Source organism: Streptomyces sp. SID5910 (assembly GCF_009862125.1).
Classification (GTDB): Bacteria; Actinomycetota; Actinomycetes; order Streptomycetales; family Streptomycetaceae; genus Streptomyces.
Genome location: NZ_WWHX01000171.1, coordinates 1 through 3,543, shown reverse-complemented (window position 1 = coordinate 3,543; position 3,543 = coordinate 1). Strand labels below are relative to the sequence as shown.

General features: G+C 72.9%; 4 protein-coding genes. 3 read left to right on the top strand and 1 reads right to left on the bottom strand.

Features of this window, described 5'->3' with window-relative positions; translation table 11 throughout:
* Positions 1-82: 82 nt before the first annotated feature.
* Positions 83-634, bottom strand: a complete 552-nt coding sequence (locus GTW67_RS06220; RefSeq protein ID WP_161163788.1) for an EF-hand domain-containing protein — start codon at positions 632-634, stop codon at positions 83-85.
* A 596-nt stretch (positions 635-1,230) separates the two neighbouring features.
* On the opposite strand from GTW67_RS06220, the gene GTW67_RS06215 reads away from it, so the two are divergent.
* The 3 genes from GTW67_RS06215 (at position 1,231) to GTW67_RS06205 (ending at position 3,530) form a co-directional block, all read left to right on the top strand.
* The gene (locus GTW67_RS06215; protein WP_161163787.1) at positions 1,231-1,917 is read left to right on the top strand and encodes a GAF and ANTAR domain-containing protein; all 687 of its coding nucleotides are present in this window, start codon (positions 1,231-1,233) and stop codon (positions 1,915-1,917) included.
* A 289-nt stretch (positions 1,918-2,206) separates the two neighbouring features.
* Positions 2,207-2,653: a hypothetical protein gene (locus tag GTW67_RS06210; protein ID WP_161163786.1), complete on the top strand. Its 447-nt coding sequence runs from the start codon at positions 2,207-2,209 to the stop codon at positions 2,651-2,653.
* A gap of 118 nt (positions 2,654-2,771) precedes the next feature.
* Positions 2,772-3,530, top strand: a complete 759-nt coding sequence (locus tag GTW67_RS06205; protein ID WP_161163785.1) for an alpha/beta fold hydrolase — start codon at positions 2,772-2,774, stop codon at positions 3,528-3,530.
* Positions 3,531-3,543: the final 13 nt, after the last annotated feature.

Sequence of the window (3,543 nt, the reverse complement as noted above, 5' to 3'; positions counted from 1 at the left end):
GGTGGCGCGCCCAGGTGTTCGCGTCCCCGGCTCGGCCGCGTGCGCTCGACGCCGGCGGTGCCGGCCGGCAACCTCTGGGGTGTCAGGCGGACAGGCGTCCGAAGAACAGGCTGCCCGGGGCCTCCAGGTCCGGAGAGTAGAAGAACTCCCGGGCCGCGCGGATGAACTCCTGCCGGCTGATGACTCCGTCACCGTCGAGGTCCAGTGCGGCGAAGGCGTCCATGGCGCTGGGGTCGGTGACGTTCCAGACCTCCAGGTACTGCTTGAACTCGGACTTGCCGATGACGTTGTCTTCGTCGGTGTCCATGAGGTCGAAGATGGCGTGCGGAACACCCTCGACCATGTTGAAGCGGCTGGTGTCCACGCTCGCCGCGCGGGTGGCGAGGTGGTACTGCTCCCTGGAGAGGCGGTTGACGCCGTCCGCGTGGCGCAGCAGTTCGGTCCACTGCATCTGGTACGAGATCAGCAGCGCCTTCGCCCGACGGTCGCTCTTGTCGATCTTGTAGCCGCTCACGTAGCGGTCGACGATGCGCTGGTGGTCGCTCCAGTCGACGTAGCCGTCACCGTCGGTGTCGGTGGCGGTGAACAGCTGGTCGAGCTTCATGGTGATCGGGTCAGCGGTGGCGGTAGCCATGATCGCCCTTTCGCGGCAGTGATGTGGCGGCACGCATCGGCGCGCCCAGCCCGAAGCTAGGCCCGTGACCGTTGCCGGGGAGCCGTCAGACGCCTGTGCCGGAGGGGAATTCGCCCAATGGTGTGAAGCCTCCCCACAGACCGTGTGACCTCGGGCGGACCAGGCACAGGCACCTCGCCACCCGGGACTGTGGGCCTTGCTGGCATCACTGCACCGCGGTGAAATCCTCAACCGGCACCGGCACCGGCACCGGCACCGGCACCGGCACGGGCACGGGCACGGGCGCGGCGGTCGAGCGGTTCGTCGTGTCCGTGGCGCTGGACGACGGCCCCTGGCCACCCGGCCCTGCCCGGCGCCGGGTGCATCACGGCCTCCGAGCCGTCCCGGCGGCGCGTCGAGACGGCCCTCGGCTTTCGACACAGGCCCCACCCGGCCACCGGCGCCCCCCGCCGCCGGACACCGGGGCCGCCGGGGAAAAGCACCCGGCCCGGACGGCGGCGGGGGAGGACCGCCGGGACACGGTGGCGTGCGGATCACCGTGTGCGACGCTGGGGCGAGTGGCCTCGATTCCCCCGGGGGCGCGGGAGGAGGACGGCATGGACTGGCGTAAGTTCGCGCAGCAGATGGCGTCGTTGGCGCGGGATCTGCTGGCACAGGAGTCCGTGGAGGCCACGCTCGGACGGATCACCGCGGCCGCCACCGAGCTGGTCGAGGGCTGCGACGAGTCCGGGATCCTCGTCCTGAGCGGCACCAAGGTGCGCTCTTTCGCCCCGACCGGCCAGCTGGTCGTCGACAGCGACCGGCTCCAGGAACGCCTGGAGGAAGGGCCGTGCTTCGACGCCGCCCGCACCAGGACGGGGGAGCGGGTGTACCGGATCCCGGACTTCACCCAGGAGCAGCCCCGCTGGCCCCTCTACGCCCCCCAGGCCCACGACCTGGGCGTGGGCAGCATGATGGGCTTCCTGCTCTACACCGAGGACGAGGAACTCGGTGCCCTGGACCTGTACTCCCGCAGGCCCGGCGCCTTCACCGAGGACAGCGAGACGGCCGGCTGGCTGCTGGCCTCCCACGCCGCCGTCGCCCTGTCCGGCGCCCGCGCCCACGCCCAGATGGACCAGGCCATCGCCACCCGCCACACCATCGGCGAGGCGATGGGCATCCTCATGGGCAGCCGCCGCCTCACCGAGAAGCAGGCCTTCGACGTGCTGCGCCGCTACTCCCAGGACCACAACGTCAAACTCCGCGAGGTCGCCCGCCGGGTGTGTGCCACGGGCACGGTGTGACGAAGCGGCCGGGGCGGCTCCCCCGGCCCGATGTCTGGACCGGGAGAGCCTGAGCGGGGGCGGCCCCCATGGGGAACGCTGCCGCCCCCGCCTGCGGGAAGAGTCCCCCGAGCCGCTGCGTCAATGCCTGCGGGAGCCGCCGCCCCGCGCCAGCGGTCATCCCTGCGCGGTAGCCCGCAGGTTTACCCCCGCTCAACCGCCCGTGTGACGACCGGGAGGGCATGCGCACGCCAGCCTGAGGGCTCACGTCGAAGCGCCCTGCCGGGGCGGGAGAGAACGGGGAAAACGCATGCGCGTCGGACGCATCTCCACGATCTGCGGTGCCTTCGCGGCGACCGCGGCCATGACCGTGGGGTTCGCCCCCCAGGCCTCGGCCGCGGGCCACTGGGAGGACCCGTGGAAGAGCTACAGCGGCTACCGGTACACCTCCTCCGACTGGAAGGGCGCCCGCAGCTACATGGAGATCTCCTGGAACTCCAGCGGCAACGCCTCGGTCTACGGCTACGCGCGCGACACCGCCGGCGACGGCTACGGCGCACTGGCGCAGGTGATCTACGAGTACTGGAACGGGTCGCAGTGGGTGCCCACGCAGCGGACCCTGGCGAAGACGAGCGGCGGCAAGGGCAGCGAGGTGTGGAACTACGGCAAGCACGCCACGCTCAAGGTCCGCAACGTCTGGCTGCGCTCCTGCCTGTGGAACGCCGCCAACACGATCTGCGAGGGCGGCGCCCACTGACGCGGACGCCCCGCGAAGGACGCACGGCCCGACGGGCCCGCCCCCCACCGGGCCGGGCCCGTCACCGTCTCCTGGACGAGATCCGTGTACAAGTCCGCGCAGCGGTGACAGGGGACGGATGGAACAGCGCATCCACGCCGGTCTCTTCACCCGTCTCCTCGGCCCTGCACCGTACGCGGGCACGGGCGCGCCGACGGTGGTGCTGGTGCACGGGCTGGGACTGTCGGGGCGCTACTTCGTACCGCTGGCGCGGCGGCTGGCGGCCAGGGGGTTCACCGTGCTCGTGCCGGACCTGCCGGGCAACGCGCGCTCCCGGCACGCCGTACGCCGGATGCCCGACGTGGTGCGGACCGCCGACGCCCTCGCCCGCTGGCACCGCCGGCTCGTGCCGGGGCCGAGCCTGCTGGTGGCCAACTCGGTCGGCTGCCAGGTGGCCGCGGCCCTCGCGGTACGCCACCCGCAGCTGGCCCGCCGGCTCGTCCTGCTCGGCCCGGCGCTCACCCCGGGCGCGTCCGCCCGGCGCCAGGCGGGCCGGCTGCTCGCGGACGCGCTGCGAGAGCCGCCCTTGCTGATCGCGGTGGCCGCGGCGGACTACCTGCTCACCGGCCCCGTGCGGTTCGCCGTGTCCCTGCGCCACGCGCTGCGGGACGCCGCCGCGGCATTCGAGGGTCACCTGGCCCGCGTCGCCGTGCCGACCCTCGTCGTACGCGGGGCCGGTGACACCATCGCCTCCGAGGCCTGGGTCCGGCGCGTGGCACGGCTGCTCGCCGACGGGCGCGCGAGCGAGGTGCCGGGCGCCGCGCACGCGGCGCACTACAGCGCGCCGGAGGCCGTGGCCGAGCTGATCGAGACCTTCGCGGCAGGGAAAAACCCATGACACCACCGCCCCC

Excerpts from the sequence above, each read along its gene's own strand:
- GTW67_RS06215 (WP_161163787.1), top strand. The coding sequence starts at position 1,231 with ATGGACTGGCGTAAGTTCGCGCAGCAGATGGCGTCGTTGGCGCGGGAT.
- GTW67_RS06210 (WP_161163786.1), top strand. The coding sequence starts at position 2,207 with ATGCGCGTCGGACGCATCTCCACGATCTGCGGTGCCTTCGCGGCGACC.
- GTW67_RS06205 (WP_161163785.1), top strand. The coding sequence starts at position 2,772 with ATGGAACAGCGCATCCACGCCGGTCTCTTCACCCGTCTCCTCGGCCCT.
- GTW67_RS06220 (WP_161163788.1), bottom strand. The coding sequence starts at position 634 with ATGGCTACCGCCACCGCTGACCCGATCACCATGAAGCTCGACCAGCTG.